We start from the raw sequence: 25,805 nt of genomic DNA, 5'->3' as shown, positions 1-25,805 counted from the left end.
ACTGATTTACAGCAGATTTTATCTTCATGAGGTAGGCTTTTAGCGGGCAAGATGCCCGCACCACAAGAGTTTTATGATTAATATCTGTACTTGATAATATCGGAAACTGCTGTAAATAACTGATTTAAGCACCACGTTTTACAGATTCATCAAAAATTCGCAAAAAAAACAGCCGCCCCCTTACGGAAGCGGCTATTTATTTAAAGGTAGGAAAAGATTCTAGTAGTCGTAATCTCCACCACCCATACCAGCGCCAGCAGCGGGAGCGCCATCTTTAGGTTCTGGCTTGTCAACAACAATACATTCGGTTGTTAACACCATACCAGCGATAGAAGCGGCATTTTGCAGAGCAGAACGAGTTACTTTGGCTGGGTCAACAATACCAGCGGCCAACATATCTACAAATTCGTTGGTAGAAGCATTGAAACCAATGTTGAAGTCCTTCTCTTTGACTCTTTCTGCAATTACAGCGCCGTTTTGACCGGCGTTTTCTGCAATTCTCTTCAGAGGTGCAGGTAAAGCGCGAGCGACGATTAAAGCACCAGTTAACTCTTCATCTTTGAGGTGACTGTGGGCCCAAGTTTCTAACTGAGGAGCGAGGTGAGCCAAGGTTGTACCACCACCGGGAACAATACCTTCTTCTACAGCGGCCTTGGTAGCGTTGATAGCGTCTTCCAAGCGTAGCTTCTTGTCCTTCATTTCGGTTTCGGTAGCTGCACCAACTTTAACTACAGCTACACCACCGGACAATTTAGCCAAACGCTCTTGGAGTTTTTCTTTGTCGTAGGAAGATTCGGTTTCTTCCATTTGACGACGGATTTGTTCGCAACGGGCTTTGACACCAGCTTCATTACCTTCAGCCACAATGGTGGTGCTGTCTTTGGTGATGGTGATGCGACGAGCTTTACCTAAGCTTTCTATCTTGGTGGTATCTAGTTTCAAACCAGCGTCTTCGGTAATCATTTGACCACCGGTTAAGACAGCGATATCTTCTAGCATAGCCTTACGGCGATCGCCAAAACCAGGAGCTTTCACAGCAGCAACGTTAAGAACACCGCGTAAACGGTTAACTACCAAAGTTGCTAAGGCTTCTTTTTCGATGTCTTCAGCGATAATTACCAAAGGACGGCCGGAACGAGCTACTTGTTCGAGGACGGGAACTAAATCTTGGACTAAAGCAATTTTCTTGTCGGTTAACAAGATGAAAGGCTCATCAAAAACGGTTTCCATGCGCTCTGCATCGGTAGCGAAGTAAGGGGAAATATAACCCTTATCAAAGCGCATCCCTTCGGTGATTTCCAATTCGGTGGTCATAGACTTCCCTTCTTCTAGGGAAATTACGCCTTCTTTGCCCACCTTGTCCATAGCTTGTGCAATCATGCTACCGACTTCTTCATCGTTACCAGCGGAAATTGCTGCAACTTGAGCGATCGCTTTAGAATCTTCTACAGGGCGGGCGTGTTCAGCAATTTTTTCGACTAAAAACGCAGATGCTTTATCAATACCGCGCTTTAATAAAATCGCATTAGCACCAGCAGCAACGTTCCGCAGACCTTCTTTAACGATAGCGTGAGCTAAAACTGTAGCTGTGGTTGTACCATCACCCGCAGCGTCGTTAGTTTTAGAAGCAGCTTGACGAATCAGAGCCACGCCAGTATTTTCGATGTGGTCTTCTAATTCAATTTCCTTAGCGATGGTGACACCATCATTAACGATTTGTGGTGCGCCGAATTTCTTTTCTAGAACGACGTTACGACCTTTAGGACCGAGGGTAACAGCTACAGCTTCAGCCAGAATATCAATACCACGCTCTAGAGCGCGACGGGCGTTTTCGTTGTAAATAATGCGCTTTGCCATAATAAATCTAAATCCCGATAGTAAATTGAATTTGTCTTGAAATTGGTGAATGGTAAAGAGATAATGGGGAAAACTCTTGACCTATCACCCATCCCTAACTAGCTAACGACTGCTAGAATGTCTTTTTCAGAAAGGAGTACATATTCTTCAGTACCCAGTTTGATATCAGTGCCAGCGTACTTGGAGTACAACACTTTATCGCCAATGTTGATGTCCATTGGTTGACGGCTACCGTCGTCATTACGCTTGCCAGGTCCAACAGCGGCGATTTCGCCTACTTGGGGTTTTTCCTGGGCATTATCGGGCAAATACAAACCGCCTGCGGTTTTTTCTTGGGGGGCGCTCACTTTGATGAAAACGCGATCGCCCAGGGGTTTAACGGTGGAAACGCTTAGAGATACAGCTGCCATACAAAATTTCTTGCTTTCTTAGCACTCTCGACTCATGAGTGCTAATTTAGCGAAAGATGGGACATAATAGCAATGCTGGCTCATGTACGGGTTTCCGAACTCAGGACAGGGTGGCGGTACTTAAGTGCAAATATCCAATTATTTTAGTTGTCAGGGTTTGTTGCGTAAGTAATGAATATTTTGATATGGACAAATTTATTTGCAAACTTGGGAAATTGTTATAGAACTGTAATCAGGGATCTACTCAATGAGTAACAGCACAGTGATCCACAAACAGCCATCTCGTCCCCAAAACTACTAGGGACTAGAGACCAGGGAGCAGGGAACAGGGAGCAGGGAACAGGGAATAATTGCCAATTACCCATGACCCATTCACACAAAAACTCTAGACTTTGTGTAACCACAAACAGATAAATGCTCAATTCTGTTACAAATCCGCTAGTCTAGAACTTGGGAATGTTGTTAACCAGGATTGGGGAAGCGATAACCCCATCAGTTATCAGACAGCCGTTCCATAAGCATCTTCACAACTCAAGCCAAAAACTTGCGTGTTTGTTGTTCTAGAACGATAATGGTATATTACCTAGATGCGGTCTGGTATCGCCAATTAAGCCCAGAAGTCATGAGATCAAGTCATCTAAGACCAGTGAATTGGCAATTAGTATGGTGAAAAAATCTGCATTGCATTTTTAACCCATACTTCAAAAACTTCCCCGGTTGATTTTGAACCTCTGATAGAGGTTTCACCGCCGAAGGATATAGTAAAGCAGCAGTGGACCAATGAAAGCGCGGGTGAGTTTTGAGCTAGGGTCGTCTTGAAAAAATACCGACTTGTGATTCACAACGACGATGATTTAATCAGGGTTTTTTAGCCTGCACTTTTCAAATGGACATATAATAGCGCATTATGAAGACTACTGCTATACGTATCCTTACTAGACTTTTGCCATCCACCTACTAGTATGTTGAAAGTGACTACCACTTTTAAGACTTAGGGGCGATAAAGGTAATTTCAGTGGGAAAAAGACAACACAATCAAGTCATCCACCATACAGGATAACTATATCAACACCCTAATGGATCGAAGCGCGACAAGTGCCACTGTTATGAAAGAAACCAGCATGAAAGAACACAAACGACTTTTACTGATTGATGATGACCCCAACCTCATCTTGCTGGTGAAGGATTACTTAGAGTTCCGAGGCTATGAAATCGGAACGGCAGAAAATGGAAGAGAAGCACTGGATATTCTAGAACATGACGTTCCAGATATGATTATTTGTGACGTGATGATGCCGGAAATGGACGGATACACTTTTGTCGAACAAGTCCGACAAAACGAACGCACTGGCTGGATTCCTGTTCTCTTCCTCTCGGCTAAAGGACAAAGCACGGAGAGAGTTAAGAGTTTAAATAAAGGTGGGGACGTATATATGGTCAAGCCTTTTGAACCTGAAGAACTCGTAGCACAAGTAGAATCTTCGCTTAAGCAAACTGTTCGTTGGAAAGAACACCAAAGCAAGGGGAGCGGCGACAATGCTTCTCGCATCCAAGTTCCTTTCGATGTCCAGCTAACCCCAACGGAACTGAAAGTTGTACAGTTTGTAGCTAGGGGTTTAGCTAACCGCGAAATCGCTGAAGAATTAAATGTCAGTCAGCGTACTGTTGAAAGTCATGTTTCCAATATGTTGGGTAAAACCAATCTCCACAACCGCACTGAATTAGCGCGTTGGGCGATTGAAAATCAAATGGCTTAAACAATTTTAGATTTTGGATTTTGGATTTTGGATGATTTATCTAAAGTCTAAAGTCCAAAATTTATGGGTTAGAAAAATTACGCTGGAGGTGAAAATTTACATCTTCATAATCTTCATAATCTTCATAAATAATTTGGGTTTTTGTCCTTTAATTTTAGATTTTGGATTTTGGATTTTGGATGATTTATCTAAAGTCTAAAGTCCAAAATTTATGGAGTGAAAGAATTACGCTGGAGAGGAAGAAAAAGCTGGCTATTGTTAGCTTATGTTAGCTTTTTTGTATCGTTTAAAACCTGCTATTTATACTAAAGTCGCCATTTGTAACAAATTAACAGAATTGTGATTTAGTCTTTGGATAAATTCCTGAGTTAGTTTTACCATTACATCATGAATATCACCATACTTTTGTTTGTATGTTAGCTGCATACTGAAATCTAAACTTTCCGCAATTTTCGCTCTTTCTGGAATTTTATTGGAGAAAGTTGGTGGGAAAAAAGGATTGACAATAATAAAATTCAAATTCTGTGTTTGAGAAACAGTACCATTATAACGAGAAATTAAAGTTCCTATGGGGTTGAGGTCATGTTGATAATCTTGATTAAACTTCTCAATTTGTTTTAGTAATAGTTCTAAACCGTGAATTGACATTCGACTGGGAACACAGGGTATAATACAGAAATCACTGGCATAAAACGCGCTTTTGATAATATTATTAATACTGGGTGGACAATCTATTAAAATGTAGTCATATTCTGTTAGTAATGGATTGATAAGTTGACGTAAAATTGCCACAGAAGTTTCTGGAAAATCTTCTTGAAGTTCAAATAATTTAGAACTACTAGGAATTAGATGTAAACAATTAAAAGAGTTTTTATTTCTGACATTAGAAACTTCTTCTTTGACTATAAATTTCTGATAATTACCATTGGCTAAAAAATGGTCAGCATTTTTAAATAAAAAGGGTAATGTCAATCCTCGATAATTATATTGCCATTCCCAGACTTGTTCAGACATTAAGGCAGTAGTTAAGTTACATTGGGGGTCTAAATCAATGGCAAGAACCCGCTGACCATACATGGTATCCCCTGCTAAATACTCTGACAAGGCCATAACGATGGTAGTTTTGCCAACTCCACCTTTGAGATTACAAACACTAATTACTTTAGCTGTCATATTTTTTTCGTAGATGCTGTATTTATGGAAATTCTATTATATTTTGACCGGAAATAGTGTGAAGGCAACAGGTGAATTTTTCAGATTGTGGTTATGGACTGTGAAAGCAAAATCATAGCACTGAGGAGATAATCAAGTAAAATTAATTACTTATTTATAGGTTTTCTACATATAAATACGCAATTAAATAGTTTTCAAAAAAATGATTTAGTTAAAATAGAACCTGATTAGGTACTGATAAAATTTTTGAATTACCAACCTGACGATAATTTATTTAATAGCAGTAACTACAACCGTATTTATTAATAAAAAAGCAAAAATGCTATAAAATTAAAATCAGATAAAATGTATTTCTTCTAGCAATGATTATTAACAGTCCAATAGATAAAAGTTGGCATGGAAAACTTAATTTAGTCTATGCTAATTGCCAAAATTCCACTCAATTAATTTACAATCACCATCAAGCACCTTTTAAGGTACAACGTCCCTTTTACCCGGAAGGACAAGGAATTTGCCATACAGTGATTTTACACACGGCTGGGGGCATTGTGGGGGGCGATCGCTTGACATCTGATATTCACCTCCAACCTCAGACAAAGGCCTTAATTACCACCGCAGCCGGAAGTAAAATATATCGTAGTCAGGGCTTACCAGCAAGACAAATTGTCAATATCCAAGTTAATGATCATGGAAATTTAGAATATTTACCCCAAGAAACTATTTTATTTAATGGGGCAATTTATCGCCAAGATTTGCGGGTAGAATTAGGTAAAAACGCCAATTATTTAGGCTGGGAAATTATGCGATTTGGGCGCAGTGCTAGGGGTGAAAAATTTCTAGAGGGAGAGATGCGATCGCACACAGAAATATGGCAAAATGGTATGCCATTATGGATTGATAGACAAATTATCCCTGGTAGCGATGAAGTATTTCACAGTCCCCACGGGTTAGCAGGAAATCCCGTTCTTGGTACTTTGGTTTGGTTAGGAAATTCCGTTTCTGGAGAAATGATTGACAAAGCCCGTTCTTTAATGATTGAAAATAATTTTGCTGGAGTAACTCGCTTACAACAGGGATTTTTATGTCGCTATCGTGGTAATTCTATATCAGAAGTGAGAAATTGGTTTACAAATATTTGGCAAAATTTACGAATAAATTATCAAAATCGTGGTAATTGTATTCCTAGAGTATGGCAAATTTAAACTAACCACTTCAGGTACAGAGGACGCAGAGGAAAGAAAAATGCAGCTTACACCCCAGGAAAAAGATAAATTATTAATTTTTACCGCTGCTTTAGTCGCGGAGAGAAGGAAAAATAGAGGTTTAAAATTGAATTATCCTGAAGCAGTGGCTTTGATTTCTGCTGCTATTTTAGAAGGTGCAAGAGATGGTCAAACTGTGGCAGATTTGATGAGTTATGGGACAACATTATTAAATCGTGATGATGTTATGGAAGGTGTACCAGAAATGATTGATGATGTTCAGGTAGAAGCCACTTTTCCTGACGGAACTAAGTTGGTAACTGTACATAATCCCATTCGTTAGAAACGATTAAGATAGGAGAAGGTACAAAAAGCATTTACACCATTTGTCTAATTCTTAGAAAATTTGTAACTTAGGAGAAATGAGATTATGATCCCCGGAGAAATTATTACCCCAGTAGGAGAAATAGAATTAAATGCAAATCGTCCAACTACTAAATTAGTAGTAGCAAATACAGGAGATAGACCAATTCAAATCGGTTCACATTTTCATTTTTACGAAGTTAATAGTTTTCTACATTTTGATAGAGAAAAAGCGCGAGGAATGAGATTAGATATTCCCGCAGGTACAGCAGTCAGATTTGAACCGGGAGACGAAAAGGAAATCACATTAATTCCTTTAGTTGGTAGCCGCCAAATCTACGGATTTAATAACAAAATTAACGGAAACCTGTAAATTCTCTCTGCACCAAAAACGTGATCAAAAAAGGATAAAAATATGTCATACAAAATGAACCGCCAAGCCTACGCCGAAACCTATGGACCAACTGTAGGAGACAGAATTAGATTAGCAGACACAGAATTATTTATTCAAGTAGAAAAAGACTTCACAAATTATGGAGATGAGGTAAAATTTGGGGGCGGAAAAGTGATTAGAGATGGGATGGGACAATCCCCAATTTCTAATAGTGATGGTGCGGTAGATTTAGTGATTACTAATGCTTTAATTCTTGATTGGTGGGGTATTGTCAAGGCAGATATTGGGATTAAAAATGGTAAAATTCACAAAATTGGTAAGGCCGGAAATCCTTATATTCAAGATAATATAGATATCATTATTGGACCGGGAACGGAGGCTTTAGCTGGTGAAGGAATGATTCTGACTGCGGGAGGAATTGATACCCATATCCATTTTATCTGTCCCCAGCAAATTGAAGTAGCTATTGCATCAGGTATCACGACAATGATCGGTGGTGGTACTGGACCAGCTACGGGAACAAATGCCACAACTTGTACTCCCGGACCATGGAATATTTACAGAATGTTGCAAGCGGCGGACGCTTTTGCTGTTAATTTGGGATTTTTAGGAAAAGGTAATACTAGTCAACCTCAAGGACTGATAGAACAAATTGAAGCGGGGGTAATGGGGTTAAAACTCCATGAGGACTGGGGAACAAATCCTGCAACTATTGATACTTGTTTAACGGTGGCTGATGAATATGATATACAAGTAGCAATACATACGGATACGTTAAACGAAGCTGGCTTTGTCGAAGATACAATTGCGGCTTTTAAACATCGTGCTATTCACACCTACCACACCGAGGGGGCGGGAGGAGGACACGCACCGGATATTATTAAGGTTTGCGGACAAAGTAACGTTTTACCCTCTTCTACCAACCCTACCCGTCCTTACACCATTAATACCCTAGATGAACACTTAGATATGTTGATGGTGTGTCATCATCTTGATCCCGCTATTCCTGAAGATGTATCTTTTGCTGAGTCTCGTATCCGTAGAGAAACTATTGCTGCTGAGGATATTCTCCACGATTTAGGCGCGTTTAGTATGATTGCTTCCGATTCCCAAGCGATGGGGCGCGTTGGTGAGGTAATAATTAGAACTTGGCAAACTGCCCATAAAATGAAACTGCAACGCGGAAGCCTGGGTAATGATGGCAATGCAGACAATTTTCGAGCGAAAAGATATGTTGCTAAATATACTATTAATCCAGCGATTACCCATGGAATTTCTGGGTATGTGGGGTCTGTAGAAGCGGGAAAATTAGCGGATTTATGTTTGTGGAAACCTGCTTTTTTTGGTGTCAAACCGGAAATTGTCATTAAAGGTGGTATGATTGCTTGGTCACAAATGGGCGATGCTAATGCTAGTATTCCCACACCCCAGCCTGTTTATATGCGTCCTATGTTTGGCAGTTTTGCCGGTGCGAAAAATGCCACATCATTAACTTTTGTGTCTCAAGTAGCTTTAGAAAGAGAAATTCCCCAACAATTAGGATTGAACAAGTTAGCAATTGCTGTTTCGGGAACTCGTCAATTAACTAAAAAGGATATGAAATTAAATGATGCTTTACCTCTTATGGAAGTAGATTCGGAAACCTATGAAGTTCGCGCAGATGGTGAATTATTAACTTGCGAACCGGCGACAGTTTTACCTATGGCACAAAGATACTTTTTGTTTTAATTTATGTCAGAATCCTCTTAGAAAGCGGTTTGAGTCGGCAAGATATTAGACAATTATTCCGGTTTATTGATTGGATAATGGTCTTACCTGAAGAATTGGCAATTAGTTTTAAAACAGAAATCAAAAGTTACGAAGAGGCTAGAAAAATGCGCTATGTAACCAGTATTGAAAGATTAGCTAAACAAGAAGGAATTGAGGAAGGTCTGCAAGAAGGTCGTCAGTTAGGAGTCATTCAAAGTAGTCAAGATAGCGTGATTGAAGTCTTAGAAACAAGATTTGGTGAAGTACCAATAACTATTATTAATGCAGTGAATAATATCAATGATTCATCTGTTTTGAAAACACTCTTAAAAAGAGCAATTTCTATTCCTTCACTGGCTGAGTTTGAGCAATTTTTACCATCAATTAAAATTTTGTTATTAATGCAGTAAAAAACATCTGCATTAATAATAATTTTTCTACAAATTCCGAATTTTATAACCTAGTTATCACCAGAAAATGCTTACTACTGAACTATCAAAACCTCTGGATATTATTAACAAACAACGGCAGTTTTTCCAAACAGGTAAAACTAAAGATGTAGCTTTTCGGATTTCTCAATTAAAAATACTCAAGCAGTTGGTAATTGAGAATAAAGAGGGAATTATCCAGGCATTAAAGGCAGATTTACATAAACCAGAATTTGAAAGTTACGCTACAGAAATCGGTGTTAATAAAGAAATTGATTATGCTCTCAAACATATCAATAACTGGACAAAACCGCAAAAAGCAGCGGTTCCTGTGGATTTATTCCCTTATTCCGCTAAGATATGTCCAGAACCTTTAGGAATAGTATTAATTATTGGTCCTTGGAATTATCCTTTTCAATTAATCATATCACCTTTGGTTGGGGCGATCGCTGCGGGAAATTGTACGGTAATTAAACCTTCAGAACTCGCACCCCATACTTCTGATTTAATCAGCGAACTGATTCAAAAATACTTTCCTCCTGAATATATTACGGTCATTCAAGGAGCAGTAGAAACTAGTCAACAGTTACTAGCCCAAAAATTTGATCACATCTTTTTTACTGGTGGTACAGCCATTGGTAAAATTGTCATGGAGGCTGCTGCAAAACATCTGACTCCAGTTACTTTGGAATTGGGGGGAAAAAGTCCTTGTATTGTTGATCATGACATTAATTTAGAACATACCGCTAAACGGATTACTTGGGGAAAATTTATTAACGCTGGACAAACTTGTATTGCACCAGATTATCTGTTAGTAGATCAAAAAATTAAACCAGATTTAGTCGCTGCTTTACAAAAATGTCTCAAGGAATTTTATGGGGAAAATCCCGCTACTAGTCCTGATTATGCCAGAATTGTTCATCAAAAACATTTTGATAGATTAGTTAATTTACTTCAATCTGGTAAAATCATTGTTGGTGGAGAAACCAAACCAGAAGAACTTTATATTGCTCCCAGCTTACTAGAAAATGTTTCTTTAGAAGATCAGGTAATGCAAGAAGAGATTTTTGGTCCAATTTTGCCCATCATTGAATATACAGATATTAACGAAGCCATTACCTTAATTAACTCCAGACCAAAACCTTTAGCTTTATATTTATTTTCCCAAAATAAAGACTTGCAAAAACGCATTTTACAGGAAACATCATCTGGTGGGGTATGTATTCAGGACACAATAATGCAGGTTGCTGTTTCGTCTTTACCATTTGGGGGTGTGGGTGATAGTGGGATGGGTAGCTATCACGGTAAAGCGGGTTTCGATACTTTTTCACATTACAAAAGCGTTTTACAAAACTTCCTACCTTGGGATATAAATTGGCGATACGCACCCTATAAAGGTAAAATATCACTTTTGAAATGGATTGTTGGTATTTAAGAGCAAATAAACCGCATTTACCCTAAAAACCATAGATTTCGGGAATTAGGGTTAATTATTCGGAAAATCCTAGAGCAATGAGGATTTTCTACCAATCCTCATCTATACTCAAAATGGCTGAATTATTTGATTTTACAGATCGGGGTTTAGCACAGCTAAAACCCCACAAGTCTAGATTTTCTTAATCTGGTAAAAATTCAAATCTCAGCCGTTACGAGTATAAATTTATCAGAAGTCTCTATGATAGATGACGGAATTATGCTTTAAGATTCTTGAGTTTCTTCTTCCTGGTCGGTTGGATAGACGAATTTAGAACGGCCACTTAAAATGGATTTACCGAGGGAGATAGCTTTTTGGGCTTCAACAGCAGCCTTGTGTCTCCAGGTAGCGCGGCGTTTATCTCGTTTAGATTTTGATGTTTTCTTCTTAGGAACAGCCATGACAGCGGATATTGTAATTCTTAACAACCTTCCTATTCTAAGCGATAAAATTCACATCAGGCACTATAGAAATAACTGTTAAGCTGTTAAGCATTTAATTTAAATTATATAAACTCAATGAATTTAACTCTTGTGGGATAGGCCTCCCTGCCTGAATATTTAAGTTAGGTGTATTTTTATGAGTATTTATATAGTGTAAAAAATAACTTATGTCAGAAATGAGTTAAAATTATCTAAACTATAAAACATAAGTTAGTTTTGTAGTTAAAGGTTCGTGCTAACAGCAATTTCAGGCAAATAATAGCCGATAAAGATGGGATGGTAAATTACTGGGCGATCGCCATTGGCATTAATCAATATCAATTATTTCAACCTCTAGGTTGCGCTCAAGCTGATGCTGAGGCAATTAAAGGCTTTTTAGTCACACAGGCAGGTTTTCCCCCTGAAAACTGCTTATTGATGACAAACACTTCCCCCCCCATAGGAGATAAATCCTCTTATCCCACCAAGGAAAATATTCTGTCGTTACTACAAGAATTAGCGGCTACATTTTGGCAGCCGGAAGACTATTTATGGTTATTTTTTAGTGGCTATGGCGTTAACTACAAAGAACAAGACTATTTAATGCCCGTTGGCGGTGATCCTGAACAAGTTGCTGAGACGGGTATAGAAGTGCGATCGCTGATGCAAAGTCTAGAATTTACTGGCATCAAGGTCTTACTGATCTTTGATATTAACCGGGCTTTTGGGACACAAGCAGATGCACCCGTAGGCCAAGAAATTATTGAACTGGCTGCCCAATTACAAATGGGGGCGATTATTTCCTGTCAACCAGAAGAATTTTCCCATGAAAGTACAGAATTAGGTCACGGTTTCTTCACAGCAGCATTATTAGAAGCTTTGGGTTCGGGGAAGGGATACGACTTTGGCGATTTAGCCAGTTATCTGAGTTATCTTACACCCAAACTCTGTCAATACCACTGGCGGCCGGTCCAAAATCCTATCACCGTTATTCCTACTCAACAACCAGCTATTTTGCCTATCTTGACATTAGATGAAAACTCCGCAGCCATCATTTTCCCAGAAGCCAGTTTTGCTGTCACTAGAACTGCACCCCCTCTGAAAAATAGTGACTTTATTACTACCATAGATCAAGCTGACTGGACAGAAAATGCCTCGGTAGCAACTACTTTAAACAAAATACCAACCGAATTAGTTTCCGAGTCAATTGTCGAAAACAACCACACCTTAGAAACTGCCCCAATATCCCATTGGGAGGGTAGATTTATCCCCTCCCCTATCACCACCGCCAAAGACAAGGCTTCAAGCCCGTCGGAGAAGCCTTTATGGCAACAATTTATCATCTGGGGTGGTGGCAATATGGTGATAGTAGCTTTACTTGCTACATTTTTGCTCCGCCATCATGAAAATTTCCGGTTTAAAAATTTATCAAAAACAGTATTTGACAATACAACTAGCGCGACTCAATTTCCCCAGTTATCACCTACTACCCAAAACCGCAGTACCAGCAAAATTAGTTTGAATACAGACTCTAAAAAACGCAATCAAGCCATTTTGGAGCTAGGAAAAATGTCTCTTGTCCCTACTCAACCAGGGGATTTGGTGACAGCGATCGCCAAAGCCCGGAAAATTAAAGCGAACACACCAATATACGCAAAAGCACAGGAAAATATTCAAGTTTGGTGTCAGATGATTTTAGAGTTGGCACAAGCACAAGCCGAACAAAGAAAATATGAAAATGCTATAGCCACGGCTCAGTTAATTACCAAAAAAGAGCCGCTTTATTCCCAAGCTGAAACTGTGATTAAAAAATGGCAAATAGAGGCTAAGCAGTATGTGAGCAATAAGACTCTCTTAGATACAGCTACAGCATTAATTATTCCTGAACAAGCTTCTACTTATAATCGTGCCATTGCCGTTGCTAAAAAAATACAACGGGGACAACCGGGTTTTGAAATCGCCCAAACATCAATTAACCAGTGGAGTGAAAAAATCTTAAATCTAGCCAAAATTCGGGCTAATCAAGGAGATTTTCAGGGTGCTATCTCCACTGCTATTTTAGTTCCTACAGGTGCGATCGCTTACGAAGATGCTCAGGATGCTATGCAAAAATGGCAACTTCAGAAGAATTAGTTCAGTGGTCAGTGGTCAGTGGTCAGTGGTCAGTGGTCAGTGGTCAGTGGTCAGTTATAAAACGTGAATCACCTATTACTTATTACCTATTACCTATTAGCAGTACTGTGAAATATCCTCGCCGCAGGTATCGGCTAGATAGCACATTGCTCTAAATCGTAAACCTACTAATTCTTCATACAAGGGGTTAAGCTTGCACAATGGTGGAATGTGAAACAGGGTTTTACCAAATAGCTTGATATCGCGCTCAAATGGACACTGAGCGGGAATTAATTGACATAAACGGTGAGCTAATTGGCGATCGCTGACTTGGATGCTATCTAACCAATTTCGCAAAGGACGTAAAAATCCCCAAACAGGCTTAGGTCTAATATCCTGTAAAGGACTCACATTAGTTTCACTAGCGTCTGTTTGATTTAGAGAAACCCAACTTGATACAAAAATATTTTTGTTGGTACTTTTAGATACCTTCATGGTAATTATTCTCTTCTTATGAGGGTATTCATCTTACTGATGAATATACAATATGACAAGAATTGTCACCGGAAAACAGTATTATGACGGAAATTTTATCAAAGATCAAAGATCCCATAAACCGGTTTCCAAATTTCAATCCATCTGTTAATAGTTACTAAAAATATAGTCAAATATTTCTAGCTTGGTAAGGAACACACACCTTACAGGACTAACTACAAGCCACTAAAACTGAGTTTCTATCAAAGATAGAGTCCCCAACTACTTTTCTGAATATGTTCAAAGAACCGTTTAAGTCTGCTGAATAATGTTTACCAGACTGGGACTTAAATAAACCTCTTTTAACTCTTTTACTTAAATATTGCATTGCTCATGCTTTTTGATTGGTTCAAAGTCCAGAAAACTACATTTTGATGTATATCTTTCTGTAGTAATTTGTACCTTGATTCCCCTAAGTATCCTACTGATTCAATCCTATTGATAACTTGACACAGTTAAGATTTTAGTGAACACATCTGCCTTTGGGTGTGATTTATCTTAATTGTAACACAACTTAATATAGTAACTATTATCAATAATCACGATCAAGGAAAATACTCTTAAATAGCTAACTTCAGAGATAGACACCAATATTACGCTGGACTGTTTTGCAAAGCAGTGATATTGTTCCTGATGTTTACCCCTAGTCTTCCAGGCTTATGGATAGTTATTAGCAGTTATTAGCTGCGGCCGTGGTATTATCTCTAATTTCTTTCTCGATGACACCATAGCTTTAATTCTTACACTGCTTACTCTCAGTCCAAATCTATCTTGAGGCTTAAATCCCATTCCTGAGAATTTTTGAGTATTCTTGCACCAGAGACGGTAAATTCACGTCCAATCCCAACATTATGTTAAAAAACAATAAAATTACTCGATTTAACTCGTTCTAACTTTGTTGAAATTCCCCGTTTCCCATTAAAAAACGCAAAGATGCTCAAAAACACCTTTGCGCCTTGGCATGAGATAACTCTTAAGAAGCTACAGCAGTAGAACGAGTGCGTCGTCTTCTGCCGTCAGAAACCTTCACAGCAGGCTCTTCCGGGACTTGCATCAACAAAGTCAAAGCGGGTTGACATTGCAACTCTCTCCGCATGGAACGAGCTAACTCCCGTTCTAAAGTTTCCTGCAATCCACCCCAGTCTGTATCTGCGGGTTGTCCTCCAGCAGGGGAAAACTCCAACCAACGTACACCAAGAATTTCTTCAATGCGTTGTTGTACCCATTTTTGTAGAAGCGATCGCTCAATACTCGTCACCACACCTTGCATATGTAGTTCTGGTTTAGCCATGAGCTTACCACTCCAATCAATAGCCGCAGCAATAGTTACCATACCTTCTGAAGCCATGCGTTGGCGTTCTTCCAAGACTTTAGAACTAACCATACCCGAACTAGAAGTATCCACCAATTCAATGCCAGCGGCCACTTGACCAGAAACGCGGATAGAATTTTCTGTCAATTCTATGACATCACCATTTTTGATAATTACGATATTTTCTGCCGGAATGCCCATACTTTGAGCAGTTTCCGAATGCTTGACTAACATCCGATGTTCACCGTGGAATGGGACAAAGAACTTAGGACGAGTTAAAGCAATCATCAGCTTTTGTTCTTCTTGACAGCCGTGGCCGGAAACGTGGATACCTTTATCCCGTCCATAGACCACTTTTGCTCCCTGAATCATCAATTTATCAATGGTATTAACCACTGCAATGGTATTACCGGGAATGGGGTTAGCGGAGAATGCAACTGTATCTCCTTGACGAATTTTGATATGGGGATGTTCTTTATTAGCAATTCTTGTCATTGCTGCCATTGTCTCACCCTGAGAGCCAGTAGTTAAGATTAACACTCTTTCATCTGGCATTCCTCGGACAGTATGCAGCGGTTGAAATAGACTATCTTCACATTTGATATAACCTAAATTCCGCGCATGGGCGATTAAATTTAACATGGAACGCCCGACAACTGTGACAACACGATTATGTTTCTTTGCCAATTGCAGAATCATGTTAATGCGATGGACACTGGAGGCAAAGGTAGTAACAAATAAACGTCCAGTAGCCTGGTAAAATACTCGGTCAAGGTTGGGAAAAACAGCACGTTCAGAAGGTGTAAATCCTGGAACTTCTGCATTAGTGGAATCACTTAATAAACAGAGTACGCCTTTTTCACCATGTTCAGCTAAACGTTGTAAATCAAAGGTTTCACCATCTACGGGAGTATGATCAATTTTAAAATCTCCCGTGTGGATGACTACACCTAATGGTGTGTGAATAGCAACGGTAAAGCTATCAGCAATGGAGTGAGTATTGCGAATATATTCCACAAAGAAATGTTTGCCAATTCGCACTACGTCACGGGGGAGGACTGTTCTTAATTCTGTGCGGTCTCTGACTCCTGCTTCTTCGAGTTTACCTTCTAGCATGGCCAGTGCTAGTCTTGGTCCATGAATCACGGGAATATCAAACTGCTTCAAATGAAAAGCAATACCACCTATATGGTCCTCATGACCATGAGTGACGATCATGCCTTTAATTTTGTGGCGATTTTCCCTGAGATAAGTTGTATCAGGTAATACTATGTTTACGCCGTGCATGTCCTCTGTGGGAAAGGCTAATCCTGCATCTAACAGGATAATTTCGTCCTCATACTCGAACACACAAGTATTTTTACCTATTTCGTGTAAGCCGCCCAAAGGAATAATTTTCAGAGCGGAATTAGCTTCGGTTTTAACCATTTTCTCCTGGAGATTGTTTTTTGTTGTGAATCAGTTGATAGTTCGGTTTTTTGTATAAAAGGAAACTTTACACTTCCGTTTAAATCCAGCTTTTATAGAGTCATATTTGATTTCATTGCCATCAAATTGAGTCATTTTTATATTAGACTTTTCGCATAATTGCCTAATTTGTGATGTTAAGCGCAGGTAAACATCCTGAAGATTCTTCCGTTGGGAATGAGATATATCATTTTTGGACTTTTGCAAAAGGTCTTTTGTTCAGTTGTAGCACAGGTGCTTAAATTGTAATTTACTAACAAGTACACATTCTTTATAAATAAATTCCTTACTTATTCTTGTTTAGATTAAATTCAGCTTTTGCATCACTGATTCTAACTTATTCAACACATCTGTATCAGCTTCACACAGGGGTGGACGAGTTGAACCTACTTCCCAACCTTGTAGCTTCAGTGCTGCTTTGATAGGAATGGGATTTGTAGTTAAAAATAAAGCTTTAAACAATGGGAACAGTTCTAGATGAATGTCGGTAGCAATTTGCATTTTTCCTAGACGAAATGCGCGAATCATCTCTTGTAGTTGATTACCTACTAGGTGAGAAGCCACACTTACCACACCTTCAGCGCCTATTGCTAACATGGGTAGGGTTAAAGAATCGTCTCCAGCATAAATCTGAAATTCTTTTGGTGTCAAGCGGCGAATTTCACTAACTTGATCTAAGTTACCACTGGCTTCTTTAATGGCGACAATGTTATCAATTTCCGCTAAATGTACCACTGTTTCTGGCAACAGGTTTTGACCAGTCCTGCCAGGAATATTATATAACATCATGGGCAGATCGGGACAAGATTCTGCTATTGCCTGAAAATGCTTATATAATCCTGCTTGTGGTGGTTTGTTGTAATAGGGAACTACTTGTAAAGAACCATGTACTCCTATTTTAGCCGCTTTTTGGGTGGCTGCGATCGCTTCTTTGGTGTAATTAGAACCACACCCAGCTATTACTTTAGCTTTTCCTGATACAGTCTGCAACACCTCCACAAATAATTGGTATTCTTCTTCCCAACTCAGTGTTGGGGATTCTCCTGTTGTTCCACATACCACTAGTGCATCTGTACCGTTATTCACTAGATGGTCTGCTAGTTTTGCGACTACATCATAATTAATACTACCGTCTGCTTGAAACGGCGTAATCATAGCGGTTACTATTGTGCCAAAATCTCCCACACTCTTTTCTCTCCTAAGTTAGTTGTCCGTTTTCCGTTGTTAATTACCCGTGAGAAATGACTCAATTAAAATTTATAGTCTAAGTAGATTTTAGTAAATTCTTCTCTACTAATAATTCTGCTATTTGTACTGCGTTTAAGGCTGCACCTTTACGGATTTGATCTCCACACAGCCACAATTCTAACCCACAAGGATGAGAAATATCTTGACGAATTCTGCCTACTAAAACTTCATCTTTCCCACTAGCTTCTATAGGCATAGGAAAGTAATTTGCTTGCCAATCTTCCACTAATTTAACACCGGGTGATATTCTTAAAATTTCTCTAGCTTCCTCTGGATTAAAGGGAGTGGCAAATTCTAAATTAATGGCTTCCGAGTGAGCGCGGAGGACGGGAACACGGACACAGGTGGCGGTAATTTTGATTTCTTGACTACCAAAGATTTTCCGGGTTTCGTTGACCATTTTCATTTCTTCCTCACAATAGCCCCAAGGTGTTAAGGGGGAATTATGGGTAAATAAATTAAATGCCAATGGGTAAGGTAAGACCTCGGCTACTGGTTGCTGTCCTTGTAGTATAGCTTCACTTTGGATTTTTACTTCTTCCATGGCTTTAGCTCCAGCGCCACTGGCAGATTGATAGGTAGCTGCTACAATTCTTTTCACTGGTTTGACCTGATGTAATGGCCATACTGCCAATGACATGAGAATTGTGGTACAGTTGGGGTTGGCGATAATTCCCTGATGATTAGCTGCTGCTTGGGGATTTACTTCCGGGACTACTAAAGGTACATCCGGGTTCATGCGGAAGGCACTAGAATTATCAATTACCACTGCTCCCTTTTCCACTGCTACTCCAGCCCAAGTTTTGGAGATGCCACCTCCAGCACTAGCTAATACTATATCCACATTTTCCCAGACATGATCACTTACTGCCTGAATGGGGATATCCTCACCTTTGAATTTTAGTGTTTTTCCCGCGCTGCGTGGCGATGCTAATAATTTCAGGTCAGCTAAGGGAAAGTTCCGACTTTCTAGTAATTCCAGCAACTCCGTACCTACAGCACCAGTTGCACCCAAAATAGCGACACGATAGGATTTAGACAAACTCGACTCCTCCTTTAAGAGGTAATTAACAATTTTTTTTGCACGACTCAAAAAATTATCTCTTTTCTTCCTCTCAACGGTGGGCATCGGTGGGCATTAAATAATAAAATTTGCATATTTTCGGAATATTATCTTATTTTTTGAGGTTTATTGAGGAATTTGAGACTTGGTTAAATCGCAGTTGACAACAATACAATTTAGTTATGACAATCAAATATACCACATTATCCTATAATATAACATTGTACAATAACATTGTACAGCAAAATGCAAGAAAAGGAAAATCAAGGCCATTGACACTTAGGTATTTTAAATCAGCCCTGATTGTTAAGTTATGTTACCGGGATTAGGGCTGCTATGTGGAAATAATATCATAAAGTGTTCAATCCCTCACTTTTGACGATAAAATGGATATCTGCTCAGGGGTATCTATCCACCAATGGCAGGGAATGATGCCTGATCAGCACATCCTAACCGTGAGATATCAAGATATAATCGCCGAGGCTATCTTAGTTTCTCACTGTAGTGGGCGATCGCGTCTTGTGTATGATCCTCAGATCAAAATATCATAAAAATAGAAACAAAGCATGAAAGTTACCCAGGAAAAACTTCCCGCCAGTCAAATTGGTTTGGAAATAGAAATTACATCGGAAATTACCAAACAAAAATACGAGCAAGTCATCAAAAATTTAACTAAGACCGTAAATATTCCTGGGTTTCGCAAAGGGAAAGTACCCCGGCAAATATTAGTACAACGGCTGGGAACGACTCGTGTTAAGGCAACTGCTTTAGAAGAAATTATTCAAGAAGGTATTGAGCAAGCAATTAAACAAGAGGCCATTAGCGCCATTGGTCAACCTCAGTTACGCTCATCCTTTGATGATTTAATTAACAATTATGAACCGGGACAACCCCTAATTATTGCGGCGGCTGTGGATGTAGTACCAGAAATCAAGTTGAACAAGTATACTGGTTTAGAGGCCAAAGCAGAGGAAATCAAGTATGACCCCAGCCGCGTAGATACAGTTATTGACGAACAAAGAGATAAATTAGCCACATTAGTACCTGTAGAAGGACGGGCTGCACAAATCGGTGATATGGCAGTTATTGATTTTAAAGGTGTAATTGCTAAAGCTGAAGGTGATGATCCTGACAGTGAACCCAAACCAATTCCTGGTGGTCAAGGAACGGATTTTCAAGTTGAGTTACAAGAGGATAAGTTTATTCCCGGTTTTGTTTTGGGTATAGTGGGGATGAATCCTGGAGAAACCAAAGAAGTAGCGGCTCAATTCCCAGAACCCTACGGTAACGAAGAATTATCTGGTAAAGCGGCTTTGTTTACAATCACACTCAAAGAAATTAAAACCAAAGAACTGCCAGAATTAGATGACGATTTTGCTCAAGAAGTCAGCGAATTTGAGACATTAGAGGAATTGCGGGCATCATTAACACAAAGGTATGAAAAAGAAGCGGCAGATAAAACCAAAGAAAATCAGCAAGAGGCTTTATTAACCGAACTACTGAATCATGTGGAAATAGATTTACCGACAACATTCATTGATCAAGAAGTTGATGCTATGCTGACACAAACAGCGATGAAGTTGTCTGAACAGGGGATAGACGTGAAAAAGCTATTTACCCAGGAAATTATTCCCCAATTGCGGGAAAGATCAAAACCGGAAGCTGTGGAACGTATTAAGCGTTCTTTATCCTTAAAAGAAATTGGTAAACGGGAATCTATCGAAGTGACCAATGAAGAAGTGGAAGCGAGAGTCACGGAATTGATAGCAGAATACCCTAATGAAGACTTGGATAAAAATAGACTCAGTGGCGTTGTCAAGGAAGAACTTTTAACCAAAAAGATCGTAGACTGGTTACTAGAACGCTCATCTGTGGAATTAGTACCGGAAGGTTCTTTAAGTTCTACAGCAGCCGAAATAGATTCCCCAGTCCAAAGCGCGGAAACAGTTCAGGCAGAAGAAACTAGTAATCCTGAGTAATGGGTAATGGGTAATGGGTAATTGGTAATGGGTAATGGGTAATTGGTAATTAGTAGTTAGGAAACATCTTTCCCCTACTCCCTACCCCCTGCCTCCCCTACCTTCTGAATTGTGCCGTAGGGCATAATGGTTAAAAGTTCACAATTCGATTCCATTTATTGTTAAATATTCTAGTATGCTTGTATCGCAGTCGGGAAATTACCCAATTACCAGTTTGAGTTCTCTAGCCAATAGCCGCAACCTAAGCAGCCCCAGCAACATCGTCCCGATGGTGGTAGAACAGTCTGGTATGGGAGAAAGAGCTTTTGATATCTACTCCCGCTTACTGCGCGAGCGGATTATTTTTTTAGGAACACCCATAGATGATGTGGTGGCTAATTCAATTGTCGCCCAATTACTATTCCTAGATTCTGAAGACGCGGAAAAAGATATCCAATTGTACATTAATTCTCCTGGCGGTTCTGTTTACGCTGGTATGGCAATCTATGATACAATTCAACAAATACGTCCCGATGTGGTAACTATCTGTTTTGGACTAGCCGCGAGCATGGGGGCCTTTTTACTAACATCTGGAACTGCTGGAAAGCGGATGTCTTTACCTGACTCCCGGATTATGATTCACCAGCCCCTGGGTGGCGCTCAAGGACAGGCCATTGACATTGAAATTCAAGCGCGAGAAATTCTTTACATTAAGGGTGAATTAAATCAATTAATGGCCAAACATACTGGTCAACCTTTGGAAAGAATTGAAGCTGATACAGAGCGCGACTTTTTCATGTCAGCAGAAGAGGCGAAGAATTATGGTTTGATCGATCAGGTCATTTCTAGGCAAAATCTTCCCACAGCAGGGTAAAACGTCACTATTCTGAAATAAGAGGCTGATATGTCTAAGTACGACTCCCATTTAAAATGTTCATTTTGTGGTAAGTCTCAAGAGCAAGTACGTAAATTAATCGCAGGTCCGGGAGTCTACATCTGCGACGAATGCGTTGACTTGTGTAATGAAATCCTCGATGAGGAATTGCTGGATACAAGTAATGCCGCCTCACCACCGGCACAAAAGTCAGAACCACCGGAAAAACGCCGCACCCGTTCGTCTAATCTCTCTTTTAATCAAATCCCGAAACCAAGAGAGATTAAAAAATATTTAGATGAACACGTGATTGGCCAGGATGAAGCTAAAAAAGTCCTGTCGGTGGCTGTTTACAATCACTACAAGCGGTTGGCTGTTCTTCAGTCTAAGGCTAGTGGTAAACCAGGTGCAGATGATGCTATAGAACTACAAAAGTCTAATATTTTACTCATTGGACCAACTGGTTGTGGTAAGACTCTATTAGCACAAACTCTAGCCAAAATTCTGGATGTTCCCTTTGCGGTGGCCGATGCTACAACCCTAACGGAAGCGGGCTATGTGGGGGAAGATGTAGAAAATATCTTGTTGCGACTGTTACAAGTGGCAGATTTGGACGTGGAAGAGGCTCAAAGGGGGATTATCTACATTGATGAAATTGATAAAATCGCCCGTAAAAGTGAAAATCCCTCAATTACCAGAGATGTTTCTGGGGAAGGGGTACAGCAAGCTTTGCTGAAAATGCTAGAGGGGACTATTGCTAATGTACCACCCCAGGGCGGACGTAAGCACCCGTACCAAGACTGTATTCAAATTGACACAAGCAATATCTTGTTTGTCTGTGGTGGTGCTTTCGGCGGTTTGGAAAAGGTTGTAGATCAGAGAATTGGCAAAAAGTCAATGGGCTTTGTGCAACCAGGAGAAGCGCAAACTAAGGAAAAACGCGCTGCTGACACCCTGCGTCATCTACAACCGGATGATTTGGTCAAATTTGGCATGATTCCTGAGTTTATCGGGCGCATTCCCATGGTGGCTGTAGTAGATCCTTTGGATGAGGAGGCACTGATGGCAATTTTAACAGAACCACGGAGTGCCTTGGTGAAACAGTACCAAAAACTACTAAATATGGATAATGTCCAGTTAGATTTTAAACCAGATGCGTTAAAAGCGATCGCTCAAGAAGCTTATCGGCGGAAAACTGGGGCGCGAGCTTTACGAGGTATTGTGGAAGAATTGATGCTAGATGTGATGTATGAGTTACCTTCCCGTAAGGATGTGACTCGTTGTACTATCACTAAGGAAATGGTGGAAAAACGTTCTACTGCTGAATTACTAGTACATCCTTCTTCTTTACCAAAACCAGAATCAGCATAATTGTCAGTTGTCAATTGTCAATTGTCAATTGTTGCTCATCAGTTGTCAGTTGTCAATTGTCAATTGTTAGTTTTTAACTGTTAGTTTTTACTTGTTAGTTTTTACTTGTTAGTTTTTACTTGTTAGTTTTTACTTGTTAGTTTTTAACTATTACCATGACTTATATAAATGTTCGGGGTGTTGATCATTATTACGAGTGGGTCAAAAAACCATCAAATATTATTAAACCAGTAATGGTTTTTATGCACGGTTGGGCGGGTTCAGGCAGATATTGGCAAAGTACCGCTAAAGCGTTATTAGATAATTTTGATTGTTTACTTTACGATATGCGCGGGTTTGGGCGTTCTCATGTTCAACCTGATTTAAGTTATGAACTAACAGAATATGCGGAAGATTTAGCGGTGTTATTAAATCAGTTAAATCTGGAGCGTGTTTATATTAATGCTCATTCTATGGGTGCTTCCATAGCGACTTTATTTCTCAACCGCTATCCGCAAAAGGTAGAAAAAGCAATTTTAACCTGTAGCGGTATTTTTGAATATGATGAAAAGGCTTTTGCAGCTTTTTATAAGTTTGGAGGATTAGTAGTTAAATTCCGTCCTAAGTGGTTAGGAAAAATCCCTTTAGCCGATAGAATGTTTATGGCTAGATTTCTCCATAGTCCCATTCCTAAATCTGAACGTCAGGCTTTTTTAGAAGATTTTATTAATGCTGATTATCAAGCGGCTTTGGGAACAATTTTCACTTCTGTGAGTAAGGAACAAGCGGAATTTATGCCCCAAGAATTTGCTAAATTAACTGTACCAACTTTGTTAGTAGCGGGGGAATATGATATTATTATTCCCGCTGAGTTGGGTAAAAAAGCAGCGGCTTTAAATGATCAGGTTGAATTAGCAATTATTCCTAATACTGCACATTTTCCGATGTTAGAAGATGCAGAAACTTATTTAGCAAGGGTGAGAGATTTCTTAAATATTTCTTAAATACATGAACCACGGTTAGGGAACAGGGAACAGGGAACAGGGAACAGGGAACAGGGAACAGGGAACAGGGAATAGGTTACAGGGAACAGGGAACAGGGAACAGGTTACAGGTTACAGGTTACAGGGAACAGGTTACAGGGAACAGGTTTTGAATAACTTTACTTTTTGTTAATTATGTCGGTTTTTTTCCGTTCACCTACTTAAAATAATATAAAATATAAAATGGGCGATCGCTAATAAAGTCCTATAAATCTTAACATCATCTAGACGATAATTTTAACTATTTTCAAGTATTGTGTTATAGTCAATTCAGAGTTAGAAGAGTAAAAATATCATGATTTTAGCTGTGAAAAATGCTCTTTCCACAATTGCACCTAAGTTAACTTATGATGTGTTGATTGAACATCAAGAAGATGGCACTGTGAAAGCCACATTGTTAAGTTTACCAGAATTTCAAGGTTTAGGTGCGACTAAAGAAGAAGCTTTAAATGATCTGATTCAACTTTTTCAAGCCCGAAAACCAGAAATAGTAACTTTAGAAATTAAATGTTATGAAACTAAAAATCCTTTAATCGAAGTTACAGAAATAGGCAATAATGAAGGTAATGCTTGGGATGTGCTAGAGGCCTTAACAGGAACTATTGAAGCACCAAGTGATTGGTCAAGTCAACATGATCACTATTTATATGGTAATTCTAAACATGACAATGAGATCAGAGAATGAATCAGGAAAGACTATTTTTAGATACGGTATTTATTCAGGCTTTATTAAACAAGAATGATCAATACCATATTCAAGCAAAAGCATTATTACCAAGGGTGAAAAATGCTGTTGAAGTATGGATAACAGAAGCCATTTTAATAGAAGTTGGTAATGCTTTAAGTGCAGTGAACCGCACAGCATCAGTTCAGTTTATTAATCAGTGTTATCAAACAGATAATATCAAAGTTGTCAGTGTAGATACACCGCTTCTTATGGGTGCGCTGGAACTTTATCACAGTCGTCAAGACAAAAATTGGGGTTTAACAGATTGTATCTCATTTATTGTGATGAAAGAACAGGGTTTAATTTATGCTGTAACGGCTGATATTCATTTTGTTCAAGCTGGTTTTGTGGCTTTATTAAGGAATCCAGGGAATAAGTAAATTGTCAGAATCAGGATGTCCAGGATTAGAGGATTAATAGGATGTTTTTTAGGAAATATAGGTTTTTGTGAATGATAGAAAATATATTTTGCTCATAAAATTGTCAGAATCAGGATATCCAGGATTAGAGGATTAACAGGATGTTTTTGAGGAAATATAGGTTTTTGTGAATGATAGAAAATATATTTTTCTCATAAAATTGTCTGATAGCGTAGCGTGGCGCAAGCCATATCAGGATGTCGAGGATTAGAGGATTAACAGGATGTTTTTGAGAAAATACAAGTTTTTGTGAATGATAGAAAATATATTTTTCTCATAAAATTGTCAGAATCAGGATATCCAGGATTAGAGGATTAACAGGATGTTTTTTAGGAAATATAGGTTTTTGTGAATGATAGAAAATATATTTTTCTCATAAAATTGTCAGAATCAGGATATCCAGGATTAGAGGATTAACAGGATGTTTTTTAGGAAATATAGGTTTTTGTGAATGATAGAAAATATATTT

General features: G+C 39.1%; 22 protein-coding genes. 14 read left to right on the top strand and 8 right to left on the bottom strand.

What is annotated here, in order from left to right; all coding sequences use genetic code 11:
• Window positions 1–219 precede the first annotated feature (219 nt).
• Together groL and groES are read right to left on the bottom strand one after the other, a co-directional pair.
• Window positions 220–1,857 (bottom strand): chaperonin GroEL, encoded by a 1,638-nt coding sequence (groL, locus tag FFO06_RS17785; RefSeq protein WP_137909227.1) that lies wholly within the window; start codon window positions 1,855–1,857, stop codon window positions 220–222.
• A gap of 98 nt (window positions 1,858–1,955) precedes the next feature.
• Window positions 1,956–2,267 (bottom strand): co-chaperone GroES, encoded by a 312-nt coding sequence (groES, locus tag FFO06_RS17780; protein WP_028082734.1) that lies wholly within the window; start codon window positions 2,265–2,267, stop codon window positions 1,956–1,958.
• Window positions 2,268–3,343: 1,076 nt separating this feature from the next.
• Between groES and FFO06_RS17775 the strand changes: the two genes are divergently transcribed.
• Entirely contained in the window at window positions 3,344–4,024 is a 681-nt protein-coding gene (locus tag FFO06_RS17775; protein WP_137909226.1) for a response regulator transcription factor, read from the top strand.
• 300 nt (window positions 4,025–4,324) lie between these two features.
• On the opposite strand, the gene FFO06_RS17770 is transcribed toward FFO06_RS17775, so the two are convergent.
• Window positions 4,325–5,197, bottom strand: a complete 873-nt coding sequence (locus FFO06_RS17770) for a ParA family protein (protein WP_137909225.1) — start codon at window positions 5,195–5,197, stop codon at window positions 4,325–4,327.
• A 362-nt stretch (window positions 5,198–5,559) separates the two neighbouring features.
• On the opposite strand from FFO06_RS17770, the gene FFO06_RS17765 reads away from it, so the two are divergent.
• From FFO06_RS17765 to FFO06_RS17740, 6 genes are all read left to right on the top strand, one after another.
• Window positions 5,560–6,399: an urease accessory protein UreD gene (locus FFO06_RS17765; protein ID WP_137909224.1), complete on the top strand. Its 840-nt coding sequence runs from the start codon at window positions 5,560–5,562 to the stop codon at window positions 6,397–6,399.
• 40 nt (window positions 6,400–6,439) lie between these two features.
• Complete coding sequence (locus FFO06_RS17760) at window positions 6,440–6,742, top strand: urease subunit gamma (RefSeq protein WP_137909223.1); 303 nt, start codon at window positions 6,440–6,442, stop codon at window positions 6,740–6,742.
• Between the two features lie 87 nt (window positions 6,743–6,829).
• The gene (locus tag FFO06_RS17755; RefSeq protein ID WP_137909222.1) at window positions 6,830–7,135 is read left to right on the top strand and encodes an urease subunit beta; all 306 of its coding nucleotides are present in this window, start codon (window positions 6,830–6,832) and stop codon (window positions 7,133–7,135) included.
• Between the two features lie 42 nt (window positions 7,136–7,177).
• Complete coding sequence (gene ureC / locus FFO06_RS17750) at window positions 7,178–8,884, top strand: urease subunit alpha (protein ID WP_137909221.1); 1,707 nt, start codon at window positions 7,178–7,180, stop codon at window positions 8,882–8,884.
• Window positions 8,833–9,315, top strand: coding sequence for an RpnC/YadD family protein (locus tag FFO06_RS17745; RefSeq protein ID WP_137909220.1), 483 nt, complete (start codon window positions 8,833–8,835; stop codon window positions 9,313–9,315). The genes ureC and FFO06_RS17745 overlap by 52 nt, the downstream gene beginning before the upstream one ends.
• Window positions 9,316–9,382: 67 nt before the next feature.
• Entirely contained in the window at window positions 9,383–10,768 is a 1,386-nt protein-coding gene (locus FFO06_RS17740; protein ID WP_137909219.1) for an aldehyde dehydrogenase, read from the top strand.
• A 263-nt stretch (window positions 10,769–11,031) separates the two neighbouring features.
• On the opposite strand, the gene rpmF is transcribed toward FFO06_RS17740, so the two are convergent.
• Entirely contained in the window at window positions 11,032–11,208 is a 177-nt protein-coding gene (gene rpmF / locus FFO06_RS17735; RefSeq protein ID WP_137909228.1) for a 50S ribosomal protein L32, read from the bottom strand.
• 318 nt (window positions 11,209–11,526) lie between these two features.
• On the opposite strand from rpmF, the gene FFO06_RS17730 reads away from it, so the two are divergent.
• Complete coding sequence (locus FFO06_RS17730; RefSeq protein ID WP_137909218.1) at window positions 11,527–13,362, top strand: caspase family protein; 1,836 nt, start codon at window positions 11,527–11,529, stop codon at window positions 13,360–13,362.
• 96 nt (window positions 13,363–13,458) lie between these two features.
• On the opposite strand, the gene FFO06_RS17725 is transcribed toward FFO06_RS17730, so the two are convergent.
• From FFO06_RS17725 to FFO06_RS17705, 4 genes are all read right to left on the bottom strand, one after another.
• Window positions 13,459–13,836 carry a Mo-dependent nitrogenase C-terminal domain-containing protein gene (locus FFO06_RS17725; RefSeq protein ID WP_137909217.1) on the bottom strand — a complete coding sequence of 126 codons (378 nt, stop codon included), beginning with the start codon at window positions 13,834–13,836 and terminating at the stop codon, window positions 13,459–13,461.
• Between the two features lie 1,012 nt (window positions 13,837–14,848).
• On the bottom strand, window positions 14,849–16,615 hold the full coding sequence (locus tag FFO06_RS17715) for a ribonuclease J (RefSeq protein ID WP_137909216.1): 1,767 nt from the start codon (window positions 16,613–16,615) through the stop codon (window positions 14,849–14,851).
• A 339-nt stretch (window positions 16,616–16,954) separates the two neighbouring features.
• Window positions 16,955–17,839: a 4-hydroxy-tetrahydrodipicolinate synthase gene (dapA, locus tag FFO06_RS17710; protein WP_137909215.1), complete on the bottom strand. Its 885-nt coding sequence runs from the start codon at window positions 17,837–17,839 to the stop codon at window positions 16,955–16,957.
• 79 nt (window positions 17,840–17,918) lie between these two features.
• Window positions 17,919–18,944 carry an aspartate-semialdehyde dehydrogenase gene (locus tag FFO06_RS17705; RefSeq protein WP_137909214.1) on the bottom strand — a complete coding sequence of 342 codons (1,026 nt, stop codon included), beginning with the start codon at window positions 18,942–18,944 and terminating at the stop codon, window positions 17,919–17,921.
• Between the two features lie 587 nt (window positions 18,945–19,531).
• On the opposite strand from FFO06_RS17705, the gene tig reads away from it, so the two are divergent.
• The 6 genes from tig to FFO06_RS17675 all read left to right on the top strand — a co-directional run bounded on the left by tig (window position 19,532) and on the right by FFO06_RS17675 (window position 25,297).
• Window positions 19,532–20,944 carry a trigger factor gene (gene tig / locus FFO06_RS17700; RefSeq protein WP_137909213.1) on the top strand — a complete coding sequence of 471 codons (1,413 nt, stop codon included), beginning with the start codon at window positions 19,532–19,534 and terminating at the stop codon, window positions 20,942–20,944.
• 175 nt (window positions 20,945–21,119) lie between these two features.
• Window positions 21,120–21,797: an ATP-dependent Clp endopeptidase proteolytic subunit ClpP gene (gene clpP, locus FFO06_RS17695; protein WP_028084510.1), complete on the top strand. Its 678-nt coding sequence runs from the start codon at window positions 21,120–21,122 to the stop codon at window positions 21,795–21,797.
• 30 nt (window positions 21,798–21,827) lie between these two features.
• The gene (gene clpX, locus FFO06_RS17690; RefSeq protein ID WP_137909212.1) at window positions 21,828–23,168 is read left to right on the top strand and encodes an ATP-dependent protease ATP-binding subunit ClpX; all 1,341 of its coding nucleotides are present in this window, start codon (window positions 21,828–21,830) and stop codon (window positions 23,166–23,168) included.
• A gap of 155 nt (window positions 23,169–23,323) precedes the next feature.
• The gene (locus FFO06_RS17685; protein ID WP_137909211.1) at window positions 23,324–24,151 is read left to right on the top strand and encodes an alpha/beta fold hydrolase; all 828 of its coding nucleotides are present in this window, start codon (window positions 23,324–23,326) and stop codon (window positions 24,149–24,151) included.
• A gap of 334 nt (window positions 24,152–24,485) precedes the next feature.
• The gene (locus FFO06_RS17680) at window positions 24,486–24,875 is read left to right on the top strand and encodes a hypothetical protein (protein ID WP_137909210.1); all 390 of its coding nucleotides are present in this window, start codon (window positions 24,486–24,488) and stop codon (window positions 24,873–24,875) included.
• Window positions 24,872–25,297: a type II toxin-antitoxin system VapC family toxin gene (locus tag FFO06_RS17675; protein ID WP_137909209.1), complete on the top strand. Its 426-nt coding sequence runs from the start codon at window positions 24,872–24,874 to the stop codon at window positions 25,295–25,297. The genes FFO06_RS17680 and FFO06_RS17675 overlap by 4 nt, the downstream gene beginning before the upstream one ends.
• Window positions 25,298–25,805 lie beyond the last annotated feature (508 nt).

It is taken from the genome of Dolichospermum planctonicum (assembly GCF_005402965.1).
Taxonomy (GTDB): Bacteria; Cyanobacteriota; Cyanobacteriia; order Cyanobacteriales; family Nostocaceae; genus Dolichospermum; species Dolichospermum planctonicum.
The sequence above is the reverse complement of the archived record's forward strand: the minus strand, read 5'-3'. Positions and strand labels throughout refer to the sequence as shown.

Excerpts from the sequence above, each read along its gene's own strand:
- groL (WP_137909227.1), bottom strand. The coding sequence starts at position 1,857 with ATGGCAAAGCGCATTATTTACAACGAAAACGCCCGTCGCGCTCTAGAG.
- FFO06_RS17685 (WP_137909211.1), top strand. The coding sequence starts at position 23,324 with ATGACTTATATAAATGTTCGGGGTGTTGATCATTATTACGAGTGGGTC.
- groES (WP_028082734.1), bottom strand. The coding sequence starts at position 2,267 with ATGGCAGCTGTATCTCTAAGCGTTTCCACCGTTAAACCCCTGGGCGAT.
- FFO06_RS17715 (WP_137909216.1), bottom strand. The coding sequence starts at position 16,615 with ATGGTTAAAACCGAAGCTAATTCCGCTCTGAAAATTATTCCTTTGGGC.
- FFO06_RS17740 (WP_137909219.1), top strand. The coding sequence starts at position 9,383 with ATGCTTACTACTGAACTATCAAAACCTCTGGATATTATTAACAAACAA.
- FFO06_RS17760 (WP_137909223.1), top strand. The coding sequence starts at position 6,440 with ATGCAGCTTACACCCCAGGAAAAAGATAAATTATTAATTTTTACCGCT.
- clpX (WP_137909212.1), top strand. The coding sequence starts at position 21,828 with ATGTCTAAGTACGACTCCCATTTAAAATGTTCATTTTGTGGTAAGTCT.
- rpmF (WP_137909228.1), bottom strand. The coding sequence starts at position 11,208 with ATGGCTGTTCCTAAGAAGAAAACATCAAAATCTAAACGAGATAAACGC.
- FFO06_RS17765 (WP_137909224.1), top strand. The coding sequence starts at position 5,560 with ATGATTATTAACAGTCCAATAGATAAAAGTTGGCATGGAAAACTTAAT.
- ureC (WP_137909221.1), top strand. The coding sequence starts at position 7,178 with ATGTCATACAAAATGAACCGCCAAGCCTACGCCGAAACCTATGGACCA.
- tig (WP_137909213.1), top strand. The coding sequence starts at position 19,532 with ATGAAAGTTACCCAGGAAAAACTTCCCGCCAGTCAAATTGGTTTGGAA.
- FFO06_RS17755 (WP_137909222.1), top strand. The coding sequence starts at position 6,830 with ATGATCCCCGGAGAAATTATTACCCCAGTAGGAGAAATAGAATTAAAT.
- FFO06_RS17725 (WP_137909217.1), bottom strand. The coding sequence starts at position 13,836 with ATGAAGGTATCTAAAAGTACCAACAAAAATATTTTTGTATCAAGTTGG.
- FFO06_RS17775 (WP_137909226.1), top strand. The coding sequence starts at position 3,344 with ATGGATCGAAGCGCGACAAGTGCCACTGTTATGAAAGAAACCAGCATG.
- clpP (WP_028084510.1), top strand. The coding sequence starts at position 21,120 with ATGCTTGTATCGCAGTCGGGAAATTACCCAATTACCAGTTTGAGTTCT.
- FFO06_RS17730 (WP_137909218.1), top strand. The coding sequence starts at position 11,527 with ATGGTAAATTACTGGGCGATCGCCATTGGCATTAATCAATATCAATTA.
- FFO06_RS17675 (WP_137909209.1), top strand. The coding sequence starts at position 24,872 with ATGAATCAGGAAAGACTATTTTTAGATACGGTATTTATTCAGGCTTTA.
- FFO06_RS17770 (WP_137909225.1), bottom strand. The coding sequence starts at position 5,197 with ATGACAGCTAAAGTAATTAGTGTTTGTAATCTCAAAGGTGGAGTTGGC.
- FFO06_RS17680 (WP_137909210.1), top strand. The coding sequence starts at position 24,486 with ATGATTTTAGCTGTGAAAAATGCTCTTTCCACAATTGCACCTAAGTTA.